21 protein-coding genes are annotated in these 17,806 nt (G+C 52.2%); 3 read left to right on the top strand and 18 right to left on the bottom strand.

Annotated features, from left to right (window positions below; translation table 11 throughout):
• Positions 1–192: 192 nt before the first annotated feature.
• The 13 genes from parC to folK all read right to left on the bottom strand — a co-directional run bounded on the left by parC (position 193) and on the right by folK (position 11,448).
• Positions 193–2,436, bottom strand: a complete 2,244-nt coding sequence (parC, locus tag AC0VXT_RS09210; RefSeq protein WP_022732308.1) for a DNA topoisomerase IV subunit A — start codon at positions 2,434–2,436, stop codon at positions 193–195.
• 145 nt (positions 2,437–2,581) lie between these two features.
• Entirely contained in the window at positions 2,582–3,337 is a 756-nt protein-coding gene (recO, locus tag AC0VXT_RS09205; protein ID WP_475548370.1) for a DNA repair protein RecO, read from the bottom strand.
• Positions 3,338–3,346: 9 nt separating this feature from the next.
• Positions 3,347–3,514, bottom strand: coding sequence for a hypothetical protein (locus AC0VXT_RS09200; RefSeq protein ID WP_475548369.1), 168 nt, complete (start codon positions 3,512–3,514; stop codon positions 3,347–3,349).
• On the bottom strand, positions 3,514–3,744 hold the full coding sequence (locus AC0VXT_RS09195; protein ID WP_022732311.1) for a hypothetical protein: 231 nt from the start codon (positions 3,742–3,744) through the stop codon (positions 3,514–3,516). The genes AC0VXT_RS09200 and AC0VXT_RS09195 overlap by 1 nt, the downstream gene beginning before the upstream one ends.
• A gap of 44 nt (positions 3,745–3,788) precedes the next feature.
• Positions 3,789–4,727, bottom strand: coding sequence for a GTPase Era (gene era / locus AC0VXT_RS09190; protein ID WP_022732312.1), 939 nt, complete (start codon positions 4,725–4,727; stop codon positions 3,789–3,791).
• Entirely contained in the window at positions 4,720–5,403 is a 684-nt protein-coding gene (gene rnc / locus AC0VXT_RS09185; protein WP_022732313.1) for a ribonuclease III, read from the bottom strand. The genes era and rnc overlap by 8 nt, the downstream gene beginning before the upstream one ends.
• Positions 5,403–6,149: a signal peptidase I gene (gene lepB / locus AC0VXT_RS09180; RefSeq protein ID WP_022732314.1), complete on the bottom strand. Its 747-nt coding sequence runs from the start codon at positions 6,147–6,149 to the stop codon at positions 5,403–5,405. Before lepB ends, rnc begins: the two co-directional genes overlap by 1 nt.
• 28 nt (positions 6,150–6,177) lie before the next feature.
• Positions 6,178–6,573 carry a holo-ACP synthase gene (gene acpS / locus AC0VXT_RS09175; RefSeq protein ID WP_022732315.1) on the bottom strand — a complete coding sequence of 132 codons (396 nt, stop codon included), beginning with the start codon at positions 6,571–6,573 and terminating at the stop codon, positions 6,178–6,180.
• Positions 6,570–7,322 carry a pyridoxine 5'-phosphate synthase gene (locus tag AC0VXT_RS09170; RefSeq protein ID WP_475548368.1) on the bottom strand — a complete coding sequence of 251 codons (753 nt, stop codon included), beginning with the start codon at positions 7,320–7,322 and terminating at the stop codon, positions 6,570–6,572. Before AC0VXT_RS09170 ends, acpS begins: the two co-directional genes overlap by 4 nt.
• On the bottom strand, positions 7,319–8,029 hold the full coding sequence (locus AC0VXT_RS09165) for a DUF2062 domain-containing protein (protein ID WP_022732317.1): 711 nt from the start codon (positions 8,027–8,029) through the stop codon (positions 7,319–7,321). Before AC0VXT_RS09165 ends, AC0VXT_RS09170 begins: the two co-directional genes overlap by 4 nt.
• A 131-nt stretch (positions 8,030–8,160) precedes the next feature.
• Entirely contained in the window at positions 8,161–10,314 is a 2,154-nt protein-coding gene (locus AC0VXT_RS09160; protein ID WP_430470331.1) for a RelA/SpoT family protein, read from the bottom strand.
• Positions 10,315–10,457: 143 nt separating this feature from the next.
• The gene (gene rpoZ, locus AC0VXT_RS09155; RefSeq protein WP_022732319.1) at positions 10,458–10,790 is read right to left on the bottom strand and encodes a DNA-directed RNA polymerase subunit omega; all 333 of its coding nucleotides are present in this window, start codon (positions 10,788–10,790) and stop codon (positions 10,458–10,460) included.
• A 109-nt stretch (positions 10,791–10,899) separates the two neighbouring features.
• Positions 10,900–11,448 (bottom strand): 2-amino-4-hydroxy-6-hydroxymethyldihydropteridine diphosphokinase, encoded by a 549-nt coding sequence (gene folK / locus AC0VXT_RS09150; RefSeq protein ID WP_475548367.1) that lies wholly within the window; start codon positions 11,446–11,448, stop codon positions 10,900–10,902.
• A gap of 182 nt (positions 11,449–11,630) precedes the next feature.
• Here folK and AC0VXT_RS09145 point away from each other — a divergent pair, with 182 nt between their 5' ends.
• The 3 genes from AC0VXT_RS09145 to recQ all read left to right on the top strand — a co-directional run bounded on the left by AC0VXT_RS09145 (position 11,631) and on the right by recQ (position 14,812).
• On the top strand, positions 11,631–12,242 hold the full coding sequence (locus AC0VXT_RS09145; RefSeq protein WP_028791546.1) for a LabA-like NYN domain-containing protein: 612 nt from the start codon (positions 11,631–11,633) through the stop codon (positions 12,240–12,242).
• A gap of 76 nt (positions 12,243–12,318) precedes the next feature.
• Complete coding sequence (locus AC0VXT_RS09140; protein ID WP_475548366.1) at positions 12,319–12,960, top strand: uracil-DNA glycosylase; 642 nt, start codon at positions 12,319–12,321, stop codon at positions 12,958–12,960.
• Between the two features lie 19 nt (positions 12,961–12,979).
• Positions 12,980–14,812 (top strand): DNA helicase RecQ, encoded by a 1,833-nt coding sequence (gene recQ / locus AC0VXT_RS09135; protein WP_475548365.1) that lies wholly within the window; start codon positions 12,980–12,982, stop codon positions 14,810–14,812.
• 50 nt (positions 14,813–14,862) lie between these two features.
• On the opposite strand, the gene AC0VXT_RS09130 is transcribed toward recQ, so the two are convergent.
• The 5 genes from AC0VXT_RS09130 to dapA all read right to left on the bottom strand — a co-directional run bounded on the left by AC0VXT_RS09130 (position 14,863) and on the right by dapA (position 17,620).
• Positions 14,863–15,363 (bottom strand): glutathione peroxidase, encoded by a 501-nt coding sequence (locus AC0VXT_RS09130; RefSeq protein ID WP_475548364.1) that lies wholly within the window; start codon positions 15,361–15,363, stop codon positions 14,863–14,865.
• Between the two features lie 88 nt (positions 15,364–15,451).
• Entirely contained in the window at positions 15,452–15,895 is a 444-nt protein-coding gene (locus AC0VXT_RS09125; RefSeq protein ID WP_475548363.1) for a molybdopterin-dependent oxidoreductase, read from the bottom strand.
• 19 nt (positions 15,896–15,914) lie between these two features.
• Positions 15,915–16,112, bottom strand: a complete 198-nt coding sequence (locus AC0VXT_RS09120) for a hypothetical protein (protein ID WP_475548362.1) — start codon at positions 16,110–16,112, stop codon at positions 15,915–15,917.
• Positions 16,113–16,244: 132 nt separating this feature from the next.
• Entirely contained in the window at positions 16,245–16,721 is a 477-nt protein-coding gene (smpB, locus tag AC0VXT_RS09115) for an SsrA-binding protein SmpB (RefSeq protein WP_022732326.1), read from the bottom strand.
• Positions 16,722–16,738: 17 nt separating this feature from the next.
• Entirely contained in the window at positions 16,739–17,620 is an 882-nt protein-coding gene (gene dapA / locus AC0VXT_RS09110; RefSeq protein ID WP_475548361.1) for a 4-hydroxy-tetrahydrodipicolinate synthase, read from the bottom strand.
• Between the last annotated feature and the right edge of the window lie 186 nt (positions 17,621–17,806).

Here is a 17,806-nt window from a genome sequence, read left to right as displayed (position 1 = left end):
TATTCAGGTTGCGAAGTTACATATTAAACATCGAAAGCGCTATATCTTTTGGTGCGTATTTCCGCCATTTCCGGGCATTTTTACTATCATGGATATTGTTTCAGATGTCTTTGGCCCGTCCGAACATAAAAAAAGCCGGATGGAACGGCTCCATCCGGCTTTTCAATCGTTCTGCGTTCAACAAATCAGAGCTTATTCAAACTTGTTGGACCGTGGGAAACCATTTGGCGGCAGGCGCCCTGCCCCGGCACGTTTGCCGGTCCATTCGGCGAGATCAGTCACGGTGCGCGTGCGACCTTCGTTGCCGCCCATGGCCCAGCTCAGACCGTCTTCAAGCTTGAACATGATCAGGTCTGAAAGACCACCTTGGCGGTATTTCTGCAAAATCACACCGCGGCCGCGCGTCATTTCAGGCACTTCGGCAATCGGATAGATCAAAAGTTTACGGTTATCGCCCAAAACAGCCACATGGTCGTGTTCGACCGGCAGGCATATCTTGGCAACTTCACCCGCGCCAAGATTAAGGATCTGTTTGCCGTTCTTGGTCTGGGCGACAACGTCTTTCTCAGCAACCTGGAAACCACGTCCGGCTGAACTTGCCACAAGCAGGTTACGATCATTCTTGTGAACAATCATGGAGACGATGTCATGTTCCTGTGGCAGGTCGATTGACAGACGGATCGGTTCACCATTGCCACGACCACCGGGCAGCTTGTCACACGACATGGTGTAACAACGCCCTGCCGTTGACAAGATAATCACTTTGTCGGTCGTAAAGGCCTTAAGCGCAAAGCGGCCTTCATCGCCATCCTTGAATTTAAGGTCGCCCAGGTCGGCAACATGCCCCTTAAGGGCACGAACCCAGCCCATTTTCGAACAAATGATCGTAATCGGTTCGCGTTCAATCAGAGCCTCAAGCGGGACTTCAATTTCCTCTGGCGCATCGCCGATCTCGGTACGGCGTTTGCCAAGTGCTGTTTTCTTGCCAAACTTTTCGCGCATCAGTTCGACTTCGTCGCGAATGCGTTCCCAACGCATTGTCTCGCTGGCAAGAAGCGCTTCCAGGCCTTCCTTTTCTTCGGTCAGTTTGGCGTGCTCGTTCTTGATTTCCATCTCTTCGAGCTTGCGCAAAGACCGCAGACGCATATTCAGGATCGCATCGGCCTGAACTTCTGTCAGGTCAAACGCCTTCATCAAAGACGCCTTTGGCTCATCCTCAAACCGGATGATGCGGATAACCTCATCAAGGTTCAGATAGGCAACAAGATAGCCTTCCAACACCTCAAGACGATGATTGATCTTGGCCAGTCGATGGTTGGAACGGCGGATCAGGACATCCTGGCGATGCGCCAGAAACGCGCGAAGAACTTCGCGTAAATTCATCACACGCGGCGTATTATCACCATCAAGAACGTTCATGTTCAAACCAAACCGGATTTCCAGTTCGGTGTTTTTGAACAACATTTCCATCAGATGTTCTGGTTCAACCGCACGGGTGCGTGGTTCCAGAACAAGACGGATAACGTCGGTCGATTCATCGCGCACATCATTAAGAAGCGGCAACTTCTTGGCAATCATCAAATCGGCGATGCGTTCAACCAGCTTGGCCTTTTGAACCTGATAGGGAACTTCAGTGATCACAACCTGATAGAGGCCATGGCTGAGTTTTTCCACTTCCCACTTTGCACGCAGGCGGAAGGATCCACGCCCGGTCGCATAGGCCTCAAGAATGTTTTCGCGCGGTTCAACCAGAACACCACCCGTCGGGAAATCGGGCCCCGGCACACAGCGCACAAGTTCGGCAATCGAGGTTTCCGGATTGTCGATAAGCTTGATCAGACCTTTACACAGCTCATCGGCATTGTGGGGCGGAATATTGGTTGCCATACCAACTGCAATGCCCGACGCACCGTTCGCCAAAAGGTTCGGAAACGCGGCGGGCATAACGATCGGTTCTTGTTCTTCACCGTCATAGGTCGAACGGAAATCAACCGCGTCCTCGTCCAGACCGTCCATCAAAGCCGCCGCAACGGCGGTCATACGGGCTTCGGTATATCGCATGGCCGCGGCGTTATCGCCGTCAATATTGCCAAAGTTACCCTGCCCATCGACAAGCGGATAACGCACCGCAAAATCCTGTGCCAGACGCACAAGCGCGTCATAGACCGACTGGTCACCATGCGGGTGATACTTACCGATCACGTCACCAACCACACGCGCGCATTTCTTAAACCCGTGTTCCGGGTTCAATTTCAATTGGCGCATTGCGAAAAGAAGACGGCGATGTACTGGTTTCAATCCATCGCGAACATCGGGAAGAGAACGCGACATGATCGTTGACATCGCATAAGCAAGGTAACGTTCGCTCAGCGCGTCGGCAAGGCGGGTTTCCCTGATTTGGCCGGCACCGGCCGGGTCGGAAGTCTTGGTGCTCATGAACGGTTTTTCTTATTTCTTTGCAGATTTGCAGAATGGACAGGTGTGACAACACAAACGGCTTTAGCGTCAATGTCTCACTGTTCTGGCAACATACTACGCCCGGCGTAGGAGTGGTCAACATGTGCTGTACAAAATGGGTGATTTATTTTTCTTGCACGGGTACGGACCGCCAGACATGACTGACAAGACGGTCGCGTGCCGCGACAGGCTTTAGGGCTTTTGCTTCGAAAATATCGCGGTGAATGAAGAACCCGGTAAGCTTAAGCCCATCGCGTATTTGATCAGAAAGCGGTGCGGCCATGCGTGCGTCCGATCCCCGCCCACCGGCAAGAAAGGCCGGCAATGGCAACAGACGATCACGATAGGCATGACCGGCTTCTTCCGCCACAGCCCGCCCACTTTTGGGCGACACATAAGCAAGCCCCGTGGTCGCATTTGTCGCCGCACAGCAATCAAGTGCAAGACCATAACCAAGTTCTTCAAGAAGGCCGACCTCCCAACGGATATAGGCCGGCAGCCACTGTTCGGCCTTTAAAGCCGACAGCAATGCGATGGTTCCATGGAATAAATCAGGATGGGATTCACGTTCGGGCAAGGTCGCATCAAGCATGGCACAGGCCGAACTCATCGCCATCAACGGCCCCGCAGACAGCAAAAGATCAGCCGCGTGCGCACCAGTTAACTCACAGCGAAATTGTCCAAGATGTTCCGCCAGCCGTGCCGACCACCCCACCCGCACTTCATTGCCCGGCTCAAGTGTACCGCGCATTGATTTGCTGGTGGCACCTCGCACCATGCCAGCATGGCGGCCATAATCACGGGTCAGGACGGATAAACGAACGGCATTTTCGCCGAGTTTGCGTGTCGAAAGAACAATGCCGTCATCACGCCAGTCCATGCACGCACCTTAGAAAAAGCCGCTGGGCACTATCAGTCGGGTCACAAGGAAAAAGAAACCAATCAAGCAGGACGCAAGACAGAAAAGCGCCACGCCCAGAATAGCTTTTCTACCCCAGGAACGGTTTTCGACGTCTTCGACAGCCATATCGATTGGATCGGTGGAATGTTTGGTCATTAATTCGGGCCTCCGCCCGTCATCTTCCAAAACAACCCGAGCAAAAAGATGCTCAGCGCTGCCAGCAGCGCAATAAGGTTAAGTGGTCGATGCAAAAAAGAAGTTTCGCGACGTACGGACGAACGATCAATCCGTTTCCGGAAAGGTTTTCTGGCAATGCGCGCAACAATCATTGCGGCAACGGCGCCAACAACAATCAAGACAACGCCCCAAAACGATCCGATTTCCATTATCTATCCCGTGATTGATAGCTCATCCGTACGGCGCGTTTAAGTCAGGCGTTGGGATCCAGGCCCCACATGGCGAACCGATTGGGATCGTCGCCCCAGTTTTCGCGCACCTTAACAAACAAGAACAAATGAACACGACGTTCGAAAATCGCCTCAAGTTCCTTACGCGCATCACTGCCCAGTGCCTTGATCCGTTTGCCCCCCTTGCCCAGAATGATGGCCTTTTGGCCTTCACGCTCGACAAAAATGGTTTGCTCAAGCTTGACTGAACCGTCTTTGCGCTCTTCCCAAAGCTCGGTTTCCACCGTTGCAGAATACGGCAACTCCTGCTGAAGCTGATAATATAGCTTCTCGCGGGTGATTTCCGCTGCCAGAAGACGAAGCGGCATATCAGACACATCGTCTTCAGGGAACATCCAAGGGCCATCAGGCATTTTTGCCGAAAGGAAATTAACCAGATCCTGTGTTCCGGCACCCTTTTTGGCTGAAATCATAAATACATCGGTAAAGACTTCATGCGCAAAAAGCTCCTGCGATAGGCGCAGAAGTTTTTCCTTATCCGTAACCTTGTCGACCTTGTTTAAGGCCAATATGGCTTTGCGGTGCTGATCTTTAAGCTGCTTGATGATGGCCTGATCTTCTGCAGTAACACCTGCCCCGGCATCAATCACAAGAACAATCAGATCCGCATCATCTGCACTGTTCCACGCGGCTTTAACCATGGCACGGTCAAGGCGGCGTTTGGGGGCGAAAATCCCCGGCGTATCAATGAAAACAATTTGTGCATCTTCGGTCATGACAATACCGCGCACACGGGTACGGGTTGTCTGCACCTTGGGCGAGACAATCGATACTTTCGTACCGACAAGTTGGTTCAGCAGGGTTGACTTGCCCGCGTTTGGTGCACCAACAAGTGCAACAAAGCCGCAGCGCTGCTGATAAGGTAATCTGTCTTCACTCACAGGTGTGGGAACCTCATTCATAGCTCAGTTTATCCAACATCAATTGGGCGGCTATCTGTTCCGCCTCACGTTTTGATTTGCCTTCGGCACTGACACTGTCGCCATCACTGGTGGTCAGTTCGATGGTAAAAACAGGTGCATGAGCCGGGCCTTCACGGCCAACCATTTCATACTTTGGAAGCGGCTTCCCGCGTCCTTGCAGCCATTCCTGCAACTGGGTTTTCGCATCCTGGGGCGGCTTGTTATCTTCATCAAGAAGCGGCGTCCACAGCTTTTCAATAAAGCTACGCGCCGGTTCCAAGCCACCGTCAAGATAGAGTGCGGCAATCACTGCTTCCATGCAATCAGATAAAATTGCCGGATTGGTATCGGCACCCGCAGCGCGTTCGCCTTTTGCCATCTGGATGTGATCACCCAGATGGATCTGGACTGCAACACGCGCAAGTGTCTCACGCCGCACAAGGGCGACGAAACGCTTGGCCATAGCCCCTTCGCGTTCGCGCCCGAAACGGGTGTATAGCATATCAGCCACGACCAGACCAAGAACACGATCGCCAAGGAACTCAAGGCGTTCGTTGCCCCCACTCAGTGCGTCTTTGCCCTTTGCCGCACTACGATGAGTTAAGGCGACACGCAGAAGGTCCGGGTCAGAAAAACCGTGATCAATTTCGGGGATCAGCGGTGCACCATCGCCCATCAGTTAACCCCTTGGAATAGGCGGTCATAGCGGATGCTGCCCAAATCATAGATCGGCTGCGAACTGTCCTTGGAATAGAACAGGAATTCAGCGCGGCCGACAAGGTTCTCAATCGGAACGAAGCGGAAGCGTGACGGGAATGCGCGGCTGTCTGCCGAATTGTCGCGGTTATCACCCATCATGAAGAAATGGTCTTCAGGTACGGTAAATGGCTCGGTGTTGTCACTTGGCCCCTGATCGCCAAACAGCTCAAGGATACGGTGCACTCGACCATTGGGAAGCGTTTCAAGATACTGTGCAACGGCTGCTGAACGCCCGGTCCCATCGGTCAGGATGTAATCTTCGATCCGTTCGCGTTCGACCATCTTGTTGTTGATGTAAAGACGCCCGTTGGTCACCTGAACGGTGTCACCCGGAAGTCCGATCACACGTTTGATGTAATCCTGCGACGTATCAGACGGCAGTTTGAAAACAACAACGTCACCGCGCTCAGGCTGTGATTCCATCACACGACCCGGTATCAGCGGCAGGCTGAAGGGCAAACTGTGTTTGGAATACCCGAACGAAAACTTTGACACGAACAGGTAATCGCCGACCAGCAAGGTCGGAATCATCGACCCGGACGGAATGTTAAACGGTTCATATGCGAATGTGCGAACCAGAAGCGCGATGAGAACGGCCCAGAAAACGGTTTTCAGAGTATCGAGAATTCCACCCGTTTTCTTTTTATGCACTAGCTTTTCCATTCCGTGTCTTACCAATCACTTTAATCTGTCAATCCGCCGAAATAACCACAACAGCGTTGGCCAATGGATATTCATCCGTCAACGTCACATACACTGATGCAATTTTCCCGTCAGGGGTCAATTCTTCAAGTCTTTTCAAAGCACCGTCTATCAAAACCATGTCGGGTTTACCACTGGGTTGATGCACAACCCCCATCGTATTGTGATAAACACCCCGGCGAAAGCCTGTTCCCAATGCCTTTGAGCACGCCTCTTTGGCAGCAAAAGACATGGCAAGCGACGATGCAGTCCGATGTGGGCGGCGCTTTGCACGGGCAATTTCAACCTCGGTAAAGACACGTTTCATGAAACGTTCGCCGTGACGCTCAAGGGCCGTCTCTATTCGGCGGATGTCACACAAATCTGTGCCAATCCCGATAATCATTTAGCACCCGTTTCAATGCCACGCGCCTCATCCATAAGACGGCGCATTTTGCCAATAGCAGCTTCCAGACCGACAAAGATCGCCTCGCCGATCAAAAAATGCCCGATGTTAAGTTCCGCAATAGCTGGCATCGCCGCAATCGGCTTGACCGTGTCATAATTCAATCCATGCCCGGCATGGATTTCAAGCCCGATCGCAGAACCATAGGCGACAGCCTTACCGATACGCTGAAGTTCCCGGTTACGGTCATCGTCGGTCTGTGCGTCACAATAGGCACCGGTATGAATTTCAACAACGGGTGCGCCAAGACTTTTGGCCGCATCAAGCTGTTCTTTCGATGCTTCGATAAACAGCGATACCCGGATACCAGCATCACCAAGCTCAGACACAAACCGCTTGAGATGATTGTGCCCACCAGCGACATCAAGACCGCCTTCGGTCGTGCGTTCTTCACGTTTTTCCGGAACCAGACAAACAGCGTGCGGCTTTGTTTCAAGCGCAATCGCCAGCATCTCATCGGTTGCGGCCATTTCAAAATTCAACGGAATATCAATATGTTCACGAAGTTTTTTCATGTCATCATCAGAAATATGACGACGGTCTTCGCGCAAGTGCGCGGTAATTCCGTCTGCGCCGGCGGCCTGCGCAAGGGCCGCCGCACGTGCAGGATCAGGTGCAGCACCCCCACGGGCATTCCGCACAGTCGCAACATGGTCAATATTGACGCCGAGCCGAAGTTTCGAACTCATGAAGTTTCATCCTGCTTTTTGGTGGCACTCTTTGCCGCACTTCCGATCTTTTCCTTCGCACTTTCAAGCATCGGCACCAAACCATGGCGATCCGATTTTTTCATGCGACGCAAAATACGGTTATGGCGATAAATCCCCACAGCGCGGCGCACCGGGAAGTAAAACAGCATCCAGACCACAAGTGAAGTCGGAACACAGCCAACAATCATCGGCCAGATAATATCGACAATGCCATGCCACAGATTTCCCAGTGTCGTGTGATCGGCCGGATCCCAATGGCCAAAAATCAATCCCCCGCCAATATAGCTCAGCCCCAAGGTGATGAAATCCCAAAGAACGGTCATATCAAAATGAACCGCCTGTGCGGTTTCATCCACACCGAGTATCCAGTTTCCGCTGGTATAAAGCCATATCCAGATAAACGGGAATGTCCAGGGATTACCGATAATCGTGCCCAGCAGCGATGCAACAAGATTGCTTCGCAAGACAAAGCTTAGAATCGCAGACAGAACAAAATGAAACCCGATAAACGGCGTAAAGGAAACCGCCGCCCCAATCGCAAAACCCGACGCAATGCTATAGGGGGAACCGGGCAAACGTGCGACACGATGGGCAAAATATTGCGACGAGCGCCGCCATCCGCCGCGCGGCCAAACCACGTTGCGAAACTTTTCAAAGGAATTTGGTTTGATGCGGCGCCGAAACATGCGGGATCAGTTCTGGGAAAAATCAGGTAAACCAAGACAAAGTCGAGGCATATGGGTAAGTGCTACCTGCGCACTTGGCAAGGCTTTTACGCCGAAACAATCGAAAAGGCGAAGGACGTTACGTTTCCCCATTACCCGCGCGCGCGCTCCACAGTATTGACCACCGGGGTTGCCCGCAAAGCGGCAATGATATTGGTCAGGTGCTTGACATCGACAACATCGACATCAATCAACATCTCAAAGAAATCCGTGGTGCGGTTGGTAAAGCGCAAATTGGTGATATTGCCATGGTTCTTGGCGATCACACTGGTAATGGAACTAAGCGCGCCCTGCTCGTGCCCGACGGTCAGGCCAAGGCGCCCGATAAAGTGTTCAGGGTCGCCATCATTGTCCCAGCCAACATCAAGCCAGCGTTCAGGTTGCTCGGTAAAGGTTTCAAGCGTATCACAGTCAATCGTATGGATGGTAACGCCCTTACCCGTCGTCACAATCCCGACAATGCGGTCACCCGGCAAGGGATGACAACACCCGGCATAATGCACCGCCATGCCCGGAATAAGTCCCTTAAGCGGAATGGCATGCTCGTGCTTGCGGGTGCGCCCTTTTTCAAGCGGTATAATCTTGCGTGCGGTTTCGGTGTCTTTTGATCCCGGGAACACGGCATGAACAACTTCGCGCCCAGTATGGTGCCCTGCCCCGACCGAGCTTAGCAACGACTCAACCGTCGGCAGTTTGAAGATTTTCAGAACACCATCAATGGCCTTGTCAGAATAATCGTAGCCTTCCTGACGGAACGCCTTTTGCAGGATCGCTTTGCCAAGGTCCTTGTATTGGTCTTCTTGCTGTTGGCGGATGAACCGGCGAATTCGCGCGCGTGCTTTGCCGGTAACAACAAACCGTTCCCACGTCGGATTAGGCGTTTGTGCCTTTGACGTCACGATCTCAACCTGATCGCCGTTATTCAGCACGGTGCGCAACGGCACCATCGCCCCATTGACCTTCGCACCGACACAGGTATCCCCGATATGGGTATGGATCATATAGGCGAAATCAACCGGGGTCGCGCGTGCTGGCAATGCAATGACTTCGCCCTTCGGGCTAAAGCAGAACACCTGATCCTGGAACATTGCGAGCTTGGTGTGCTCAAGGAACTCTTCAGGCTCGGACGCATGTTCAAGAATATCAAGCAGATCGCGCAGCCAGCGATACTGCACACCTTCTTTTTGCGGACCAGCCTTTTGCGAACCGCCTTCCTGCTTGTACGCCCAGTGTGCCGCAACGCCGTTGTCATTGACTTCATGCATCTCACGAGTACGTATTTGCACCTCGATACGATGGTTTTCCGGGCCAAGAACGGTTGTGTGGATGGACCGGTACCCGTTCGGTTTTGGGGTCGAAATGTAATCCTTGAACCGCCCCGGCACGACCTTGTAATTGGCATGCAAATAGCCAAGTACCTCGTAGCATTGCGGCATATCTTCGACCAAAACCCGAAACGCCATGATGTCAGACAGCTCACCAAAGGTGATGTTCTTACGCTGCATCTTCTGCCAGATCGAATATGGCCGTTTTTCACGCCCATAAATATCAACCTTCAGGCCCTGCCGCACGACGACGTCTTTAAGCTCGGAGACAATGCGATTAACAACATTGTCGTCTTTCTCACGCAGGAATTCCAACCGGGCAAGGATCGAGTCACGGCCTTCAGGGTTGATATGCTGAAACGCCAGATCTTCGAGTTCTTCCTTGATGTCATGCATACCGATGCGTTCGGCAAGCGGGGCATAAATTTCAAGCGTTTCTGCCGCAATGCGCACCCGTTTTTCGGGTTTGTCGATATAATGCAACGTGCGCATATTGTGCAGACGGTCCGCCAGCTTGACCAACAGAACCCGAATGTCTTCTGACATGGCAAGCAGCAGCTTGCGGAAGTTCTCGGCCTGCTTTGAATCGGCTGATTTCAACTCGATCTGGGTCAGCTTGGTAACACCATCCACCATCTTGAGGATGTTGGTACCAAACAGCTTGGTGATTTCTTCTGGCGTGGCATCGGTATCTTCGATGGTGTCATGCAGAAGCGCCGTGATGATCGTATCGCAATCGAGCTTGTAATGGGTCAGAATGCCCGCGACTTCGATCGGATGGGAAAAATACGGATCCCCCGAGGCGCGCTTTTGAGAACCATGTTTCTGGGTCGCATAGACATAGGCCCGATTAAGCGTGGTTTCGCACGCATCGGGGTCGTAAGCCTTTACCCGTTCAACAAGTTCATATTGGCGCATCATTCAGGGGCATCTCCGCAAATCACGACTGGGGCACAAACCGCGCCCCGTTCATAAGATAGTACGATTTGGACAAAAAAAAGCCACGGAAGATAAACACCGTGGCTTTTCTTTTGAAACGGTCTCACAACAACGTCGCTGTGACCTTATTCTTCTTCGGATGGTGCAACCACACCAACCGACGCATCTTGGACTGCTTCTGCAACCAGTTTCGGTCCGAAGTCATCTTCGGATTCTTCTGGTTCATCAGGTTCAACATGTCGCTGCAGACCCTGAACCAAGCCATTGCGCAGTTCGTCGAAATCAACTTTTTCTTCAGCGATTTCACGAAGCGAAACAACAGGGTTCTTGTCGTTGTCACGATCAATGGTCAGTTCAGCGCCAGCCGAAATGTTGCGTGCACGCTGAGCAGCAATCATAACCAGCTCAAAGCGGTTCGGAATCTTGTCTACGCAATCTTCGACGGTAACGCGCGCCATAAATGTCTCCAGAAATACTTTTGGGGTGTCCAGACCGAGCTTTATAGCGCCGGATCGTTTGTGTTGCAACAGCGAAACCACACTTTAGAACAGGTTTTCACTGCATTTTTCAACCATCTGCCTGTTGTCGTATCTGCTGATCGGACGGAAGATCGGAAATCAGGTCTTCGACCGACCTGTTCAAAACCGGATGTACCCACCCTGGCGCAACATCGCGCAACGGCAAAAGAACAAACGCCCGTTCTGCCATTCTGGGATGGGGCACCTGAATTCCGCCGTCTTCGGCGATCAACTCACGGCCATAAGCCACCAGATCAAGATCAATCACCCGTGCGGCATTGCGTTCGCGACGCACCCGACCAAATTCAGATTCAACGTCATGCAGACGTGATAGCAAATCATGGGCAGAAAGGTCCGTCGACAACCGCGCAACACCATTCACATACCAAGGCTGATCGGAAACGGGTACCGGGGCTGTTTCATAAAATGATGACACATCATCAACAGAAACATCGCCATCCTTGGTCAAATGTTCCAGTGCCGCCTTCAATGTCTGCGCTGGCGCACCATATTGATCGGTAGGCAGATTGGCACCAAAAGCGATCAGGATGGCGTTTTCAGACGTATATTGAGTGTTGGACGTTAACGAGGTGCTCACAAAGCAGGCTTTCGGGTCTGTTGGTGTCGGGAAAGACGGCATATCTAAGGGAGTCAGTATATTCTGTCCATGACATTCTGTGACATTTTCACCTTTCCTTGTCCCCGCACCCACGGTAAACATTTGATGTTCCGCTTTTTAGGAACGGCATACTTAAATTTGATGTTTGAGGAATTTATATGATGATTTTTTACCCGCAAGAGCGGATCGGGCTCTTTATTGATGGCTCCAACCTCTATGCTGCGGCACGTGCGCTTGGTTTTGACATTGATTACAAACGCCTTTTGGAACTGTTTTCGCAAAAAGGTCAGTTGATCCGTGCATTTTACTACACGGCCCTGATTGAAGATCAGGAATATTCCCCCATTCGCCCGCTTGTCGATTGGCTTGATTACAACGGCTACACCATGGTCACAAAACCGACCAAGGAATTCACCGATGCCACTGGCCGTCGCAAGATCAAAGGCAACATGGATATCGAGTTGGCAATTGACGTCATGGAAATGGCGCAACACCTTGATCATGTTGTTATTTTCTCAGGAGACGGTGATTTCCGTCGTCTGGTTGATGCCATCCAGCGTAAAGGTGTCCGTGTAACGGTTGTCTCCACGGTGAAATCGAACCCGCCGATGGTTGCCGATGAATTGCGCCGTCAGGCCGACAATTTCATCGAACTGACCGACCTTGAAGGCACAATCGCACGCAAGGTTCAGCAACGTCGTGACGATGATCATCCTGATATTGATGATCACCCCGACCACCCTGAACTTGATGATGAGTTCGATTACACCTGATTGAACGCAGTGCCCGCCCATCCTGATCACGACCGGTTACGGCCCGCACCGTAACCGGCAAACTGTCAGATCTGCCATGACCACCTATCAGCAGCCCGACCGAGATTGCCTACTTTGCCCGCGCCTTGTTGAATTTCGCCGGGCAAATCAGGAAAAATTTCCCCATTTCTATAATGGCCCGGTGCGGCCATTTGGCCCGATTAATGCCCGGCTTTTGATTGTCGGCCTTGCCCCCGGACTAAAGGGTGCCAATGCCACAGGTCGCCCGTTTACGGGCGATTATGCCGGCGATCTTCTCTATGACACGCTCAAGAAATTTGGATTTGCCAAGGGCACCTACGACAAACGTCCTGATGACGGGCTGGAACTGCTTGATTGTCGCATTACCAACGCCGTTAAATGCGTTCCGCCGGAAAATAAACCGACCGGGCCAGAAGCCAACACCTGCCGACCGTTCCTGATCAGTGAATTTGACGCGATGACCAACCTTTCGGCCATTTTATGCCTTGGTCAGGTCGCCCATCAGGCGATGATGCGCACCTATGGCTTGAAGCTTTCAGCATTTAAATTCGCCCACCGTGCATCACATCGCATGGAAAATGGCATCACATTGTTTGATAGCTATCACTGTTCGCGCTACAACACCCAGACCTATCGCCTGACGCCAGAGATGTTTGAAAACGTCTTTGTTGACATCCGCGCACATCTGGACGGTTAAATTGCCCGATATACCACCCATGCACGACTTACTCGACCGACCTGCTCAACGTCTGCCGATTGACGTTCTGCGCGACGTTTTTGGCTATGACAGTTTTCGCGGTCAACAGGCCGAAGTCATTGACCATGTGATTGCCGGCAACGATGCGCTTGTCCTGATGCCAACCGGCGGCGGAAAGTCGCTTTGCTATCAGGTTCCAGCCCTCTGCCGACCGGGGACCGCGATTGTTGTCTCGCCCCTGATTGCCTTGATGAAAGATCAGGTCGACGCGCTAAGCCAGCTTGGTGTGAAGGCCGCCTTTATCAATTCGACACTGGCCCCCGATGCCGCACGCGAGATCGAGGCACGTGCGATTGATGGCGATATCGATCTGCTTTATGTCGCACCGGAACGCTTTGCATCTGATCGATTTTTGAACCTTTTGGACCGCATTAGCATTTCGCTGTTTGCGATTGACGAGGCCCACTGCGTATCGCAATGGGGCCATGATTTCCGCCCCGAGTATCGTCGCCTTGATCTGTTGCCGACGCGCTTTGCCCATGTGCCGCGCATTGCCCTTACCGCAACGGCAGACACACCAACGCGTAAAGACATCGCAGAAAACCTTCATCTGACAGATGCCCAGTGTTTTTTGACCGGCTTTGACCGCCCCAATATTACCTACCGGATTGAAACCAAGGGCAACGCCAAACAGCGGTTATTGTCATTCTTAAACCGTGAACACGTCGAAGATGCCGGGATTGTCTATTGCCTGTCGCGTCGCAAAACCGAAGACATCGCCCAATGGCTGACCGATAATGGTCGCCCGGCCCTTCCCTATCATGCCGGTTTGACACAGGACGTGCGCCAACGCCATCAGGACCGCTTCCTGCGCGAAGATGGAATGATCATTTGCGCCACCGTAGCCTTTGGCATGGGGATCGACAAACCCAACGTTCGGTTTGTCGCCCACCTCAATCTGCCCAAAAGCATGGAAGCCTACTATCAGGAAACCGGCCGTGCGGGTCGTGATGGGTTGCCCGCCAATGCGTGGATGAATTACGACCTGTCTGACATCGTATCGATCCGCAGCATGGTCGCCGGGTCTGAAGCCCCCGAAGCGCAAAAACGCATTGAATCGCGCAAACTCGACGCGCTTGTCGGTTTGGCCGAAACCACCAAATGCCGCCGACAAGTCATCTTGTCGTATTTTGGCGAAGATCGCCACGAGCCATGCGGCAATTGCGACACCTGTCTTGAGCCGGTGGAAACATGGGACGCGACCGAGGCATCACGTAAGGCCTTGTCAGCGGTTTACCGCACCGGACAGCGGTTTGGACCGGCCCATGTGATCGAGGTTTTGATCGGACGCAAAACTGAAAAAATCCGCCAAAACGGTCACGACAACATATCGGTTTATGCAATCGGCAAAGACATCGCCCAGCCGCAATGGCGATCTGTTTTTCGTCAACTGCTGGCTATGGGGTATCTGCAAGTCGATGTCGAAGGCCATGGCGGCGTTTATCTGACCGAGGAATCACGACCGGTCTTACGTGGTGAAAAAGTCGTTGAAATGCGTAAAGACCCGGGCGAAAGCAAACGCGCAACAACGCGGCGCCTGCGCGATTTCGACACCGAATTTGAAAATGAAGAAGACCGCGATCTTTGGGAACGGCTGCGCACCATGCGCCGTGAGCTCGCCACTGGCCAGAATGTCCCGCCGTATGTGATCTTTAGTGACCGCACACTTTGGGAAATGGTGCGTTTCAAACCCCGCACCCTTGAAGACATGATGTCCATCAATGGCGTTGGTATGAAAAAGCTCGACCAATATGGCTTGGCATTTTTGGATGTTATGGACGGGCGGCGTTAATCACAGCCGCCCATCTATCTGAAGTTAAGTCAGGCCATTCGGAAAATGAGCTACTGATCTGCAAGTCCGGCCTTGATTGCGGTGAGGACTTCATCATCACCGGGTTTGACGCGCGTTTCAAAGCTGTTGATTAACGCCCCGTCCCGACCAATCAGATATTTATGGAAGTTCCACTGCGGCGCATTATCCGCACCAAGTGTTTGTTCCGCCCACTTAAAAAATGGGTGAGCGTCTGGCCCCTTAACCCCGGTTTTGGACGTCAGCGGGAAATCGATATCGAAATTGACTTCGCAAAAATCCTGGATTGCTGCGTCGTCACCATATTCCTGCCCCCCAAAATCACCTGACGGCACGCCCAGAACGACCAAACCATCGTCCTTGTAGTCGTCCCACAGCTTTTGCAGCCCCTCATATTGCGGCGTGTAACCACACATGGATGCGGTATTGACCAATAAGACGACCTTATCACGATAATCTGACAGATTAATTTCACCACCATCAATGGCAGGAAATGAAAAGTCATACGCAGTGTGCGCATCACCCGATGCCATACTTCCTCTCCCGGAAAAAATGACTATTACAAGAAGAAGCGAAAACAATACAACGAATTGAAATGACTTGCTACTTGGGTAATCGCGTCTAGCCATATCGTTCCTCCGTCCAGGGATCGGCGTTATTGTGATATCCGCGTTCTTCCCAGAATCCCGGTTTGTCGTGCTTGGCGAAATTGATCTCTCGCACCCACTTCGTACTTTTCCAGAAATAGAATTTCGGAATAACCACGCGAACCGGACCACCGTGCTCCTCGGTCAAGGGCTCACCTTCCCAATGGTGGGCGATGAGCACATCGTCATCAAGGAACTGATCAATGCGCACATTGGTCGTATAACCGTCATGGGCGGTGAACAAAACATGTGTCGCATCTTTGGTCGGTTTGACGATATCGGCCAGTGTCAGCGCCGACACACCATGCCAGTGATTATCGTACCGCGACCAACTGGTGACACAATGAATGTCATTCTTTGCCTGAACATTTGGCAGATCAAGAAGCGCTTCAAAATCAAGGATGAGCGGATTTTCCACCTCCCCCGTAATTGACAGTTCAAAAAGAATCTGGGCTGATATGCGGCGTAATCCCAAGATCAAGAACCGGCCAATCCTTGACCAAACGTTGGCCCGGCGGCAAACGGTTCTCGTGCTTTTCATCCGCAGCACCAGTCAGAAGACGACCGTCTTCAGCCCATTTGCGTTTGGCCGCAATCAGCTTGTCCTTGATTTTGCCACTGAAACTTTGCGTCACAGAACTCTCCCTTACTACAAGCTGATACGAAAAATGGCGCCGACATGTTCACCATGACGTCGCCATTTAATCACTAAATCTTGGGGCGTGTGCAATTCACATACGCGCGATGTTACCCGCTAACGGTCAATATCAGCTGAAATCGCGCAGAATACGCGCTTTATCACGCTGCCAGTCACGCGCTTTAACCGCTTCTCGCTTATCGGCTTTTTTCTTACCTTCTGCGATGGCGACTTCAAGTTTGGCGATGCCGCGTTCCGTAAAATACAGCTTCACGGGAACAAGGGTGAAACCCTTTTTGTTCAACGCGTCGTGCATTTTTGTGATTTCACGCTTACGCAGCAGCAACTTGCGCGGACGGCGTTCTTCGTGCCCGAACGGCATTTTGCTTTGATATTCAGGAATATAGCAATTCACCAGCCAAACTTCGCCATTTTTGGCCTCGGCATAGGATTCCTGAATATTGCCTTTGCCATCGCGCAGCGATTTGACCTCGGTTCCACGCAAAACGATCCCGGCTTCGAAAGTTTCCGTCAGGAAAAAATCAAAGCGGGCGCGCCTGTTTTGCGCGACGATATTCGTGTTATCGGTCTCTTTCTTGGGTGCCATAAATCAGCTTTAATCGCCTAGTGGCCGAGAATACCAGCGCCCTTAAGCGCGGCTTCGACCTTGCGTTTGGTTTCATCGGCAATCTCGACCATCGGCAGACGCATGTGGCGTCCGCACAGGCCGAGAAGTTCTGCCGCGTATTTTACAGGTCCGGGGCTGGATTCACAGAACATCGCCTTGTGAACCGGCATCAGTCGATAATTCAACTCCTGAACCTTCGAAAGGTTCCCTGCCGCCCATGCACTATGAAGATCAGCGCAGAGTTTCGGGGCAATATTTGATGTCACCGAAATGCAACCATGTCCGCCCTGTGCAAGGAAGGGAACAATTGTCCCGTCTTCGCCCGAAAGCTGGCAGAAATCAGCCCCTGCTGCCAAACGGGTCAATGCAGGACGCTCAAGATCGCTGGTCGCATCTTTAACACCGACAATACGCGGCAGTTTCGCAAGCGACGCCATGGTATCAACTGACATGTCAACGGTCGAGCGGCCCGGAATGTTGTAAATCACAATCGGAATGTCTGTCGCATCGTGAATCGCTTTGTAATGCGCATGCAGTCCCGCCTGGGTCGGTTTGTTGTAATAAGGTGTCACAACAAGAGCTGCATCCGCCCCGGCATTCTGGGCATGACGTGTCAGCGAAACGGCTTCTGCGGTCGAATTTGAACCTGTACCGGCGATAACCGGACCGCGCCCCTTGGCAACTTCCAGTGCCAGTTCAACCACGCGATGGTGTTCGGCATGGCTAAGGGTCGGCGATTTACCGGTGGTTCCGACAGGCACAACACCCGCCGTGCCCTGTTTAAGCTGCCAATCCACAAAATCCTGGAACGCCTTTTCATCGATCGCACCATCACGGTCAAACGGTGTAATCAAAGCGGTAATAGAACCCTTAAACATAGAGATCTCCAAATCTTGGATGGATTGAAAGCGGACGCGAAAATAGCGGCTGTTGGTCATTCCCGCAAGCACTGTATACATTAATAAGTCGGTTCTGCGATTGCGGTTGCAATTTCCGACGAGGACTGTTTGGCTTTTGTCAAATTCACTGCCATAATGCGCAGGTCTAAAGCGCAAAAGCTGCCG

This window comes from Thalassospira sp. Z349TD_5, from assembly GCF_056173045.1.
This window is presented reverse-complemented; position numbering and strand designations above follow the sequence as displayed.

Coding starts and splice junctions, on each gene's coding strand:
- AC0VXT_RS09140 (WP_475548366.1), top strand. CDS start 12,319: ATGACCACCTATCAGCAGCCCGACCGAGATTGCCTACTTTGCCCGCGC.
- recQ (WP_475548365.1), top strand. CDS start 12,980: ATGCACGACTTACTCGACCGACCTGCTCAACGTCTGCCGATTGACGTT.
- AC0VXT_RS09170 (WP_475548368.1), bottom strand. CDS start 7,322: ATGAGTTCGAAACTTCGGCTCGGCGTCAATATTGACCATGTTGCGACT.
- AC0VXT_RS09165 (WP_022732317.1), bottom strand. CDS start 8,029: ATGTTTCGGCGCCGCATCAAACCAAATTCCTTTGAAAAGTTTCGCAAC.
- AC0VXT_RS09195 (WP_022732311.1), bottom strand. CDS start 3,744: ATGGAAATCGGATCGTTTTGGGGCGTTGTCTTGATTGTTGTTGGCGCC.
- AC0VXT_RS09200 (WP_475548369.1), bottom strand. CDS start 3,514: ATGACCAAACATTCCACCGATCCAATCGATATGGCTGTCGAAGACGTC.
- rnc (WP_022732313.1), bottom strand. CDS start 5,403: ATGGGCGATGGTGCACCGCTGATCCCCGAAATTGATCACGGTTTTTCT.
- lepB (WP_022732314.1), bottom strand. CDS start 6,149: ATGGAAAAGCTAGTGCATAAAAAGAAAACGGGTGGAATTCTCGATACT.
- dapA (WP_475548361.1), bottom strand. CDS start 17,620: ATGTTTAAGGGTTCTATTACCGCTTTGATTACACCGTTTGACCGTGAT.
- recO (WP_475548370.1), bottom strand. CDS start 3,337: ATGGACTGGCGTGATGACGGCATTGTTCTTTCGACACGCAAACTCGGC.
- rpoZ (WP_022732319.1), bottom strand. CDS start 10,790: ATGGCGCGCGTTACCGTCGAAGATTGCGTAGACAAGATTCCGAACCGC.
- parC (WP_022732308.1), bottom strand. CDS start 2,436: ATGAGCACCAAGACTTCCGACCCGGCCGGTGCCGGCCAAATCAGGGAA.
- era (WP_022732312.1), bottom strand. CDS start 4,727: ATGAATGAGGTTCCCACACCTGTGAGTGAAGACAGATTACCTTATCAG.
- smpB (WP_022732326.1), bottom strand. CDS start 16,721: ATGGCACCCAAGAAAGAGACCGATAACACGAATATCGTCGCGCAAAAC.
- AC0VXT_RS09160 (WP_430470331.1), bottom strand. CDS start 10,314: ATGATGCGCCAATATGAACTTGTTGAACGGGTAAAGGCTTACGACCCC.
- acpS (WP_022732315.1), bottom strand. CDS start 6,573: ATGATTATCGGGATTGGCACAGATTTGTGTGACATCCGCCGAATAGAG.
- AC0VXT_RS09145 (WP_028791546.1), top strand. CDS start 11,631: ATGATTTTTTACCCGCAAGAGCGGATCGGGCTCTTTATTGATGGCTCC.
- AC0VXT_RS09130 (WP_475548364.1), bottom strand. CDS start 15,363: ATGGCATCGGGTGATGCGCACACTGCGTATGACTTTTCATTTCCTGCC.